We start from the raw sequence: 1449 nt of genomic DNA, 5'->3' as shown, positions 1-1449 counted from the left end.
GCATTGAACAAAGACGGCTTGAAAGCAGGCAAGGTAAACCTGACTAAAGACGGCTTGGACAATGCGGGCAACAAAGTAACCAACGTAGCAGATGGCGATCTCAATGCCAACAGCAAAGATGCCGTCAACGGCAGCCAGTTGTACGCAACCAACCAAAACGTAGCCAACAACGCCGCGACGATTGCCAAAGGCATCAACTTCGGCGGTACGACCGGTAGCAACAACTATGCGTTGGGCAATACCATCAACGTTAAAGGCGACAGTAACATCATCAGCGAAACCGTAGCCGGTGGTGCACAGCTAAAACTGGCCGATGTGTTGAATGTCGGTCAAGCGGCTCCGGTGAAAATCGATGGTGACAAAGGCGAAGTCAGCGGCTTGAGCAATACGACTTTGGGCGGCAGCGACTTTGCCAAAGGCAAACGTGCGGCGACTGAAGAGCAGTTGAATGCGGCCCAAGATCAGTTGGTGAATGTATTGGGTGGTAATGCGGCCAATAATGGCGGCAACATCAGCATGACCGATATTGGCGGTACTGGTGAGAACAACATCCACGATGCAATCAAAGCCGTTAATGCAACTGCCAATCTGCCTTTGACTTTCGGCGGAGACAGCGGCAAAGACGTTGAACGCAAACCGGGTACGAAGCTGAATATTGTTGGCGGTCAAACCGATGCAGCCAAACTTTCAGACGGCAATATCGGCGTTGTAGCGAATGGCTCTGATAAGTTGGAAGTCAAATTGGCTAAAGACTTGGCAGTTGACAGCGTGAAAGCCGGCGATACCACAGTCAATACTGACGGCGTGAAAGTTGGCGATGTCAATCTGACTAAAGCCGGCTTGAACAACGGCGGCAACAAGATTACCAATGTTGCAGCCGGTACCGATGATACTGATGCGGTGAATGTTGCCCAGTTGAACAAAGCTGCGGCTGCGGCTAAGACCGAAGTCGTTCAAGGCGATAACATTGTTGTTACTCAGGATGTCGGTGCCAATGGCCAAACCATTTACAAAGTGGCTACCGATAAAAACCTGAAAGTCGACAGCGTTACCGCAGGCGATACCGTGATGAATAATGACGGTGTGAAAGTTGGCGATGATGTTGCATTGAACAAAGACGGCTTGAAAGCAGGCGATGTCAACTTGACCAAAGCTGGCTTGAACAACGGCGGCAATAAGATTACCAACGTTGCGGCCGGTACGGATGACACCGATGCAGTCAATGTTTCCCAACTAAAACAAGCTGCCGCTGCATCTAAGACTGAAGTCGTTCAAGGTAAGAACATCGTTGTGACGGAAAAAACAGGTGACAAAGGTCAGACTGTTTATGAAGTTGCTACCGATAAAGACTTGGACGTTGACAGCGTGAAAGCCGGTGATACTACTGTCAACAATGATGGTGTGAAAGTTGGTGATGACGTTGCATTGAACAAAGACGGCTTGAAAGCA

General features: G+C 49.6%; 1 pseudogene. It reads left to right on the top strand.

Going from position 1 to position 1449, the window contains the following annotated elements:
• Nucleotides 1–1449: pseudogene (locus HMPREF2696_RS06135) on the top strand (hypothetical protein); the annotation flags it as partial.

The organism is Neisseria sp. HMSC058F07 (genome assembly GCF_001810035.1).
In the GTDB taxonomy this organism is placed as follows: domain Bacteria; phylum Pseudomonadota; class Gammaproteobacteria; order Burkholderiales; family Neisseriaceae; genus Neisseria; species Neisseria perflava.
The sequence above is the reverse complement of the archived record's forward strand: the minus strand, read 5'-3'. Positions and strand labels throughout refer to the sequence as shown.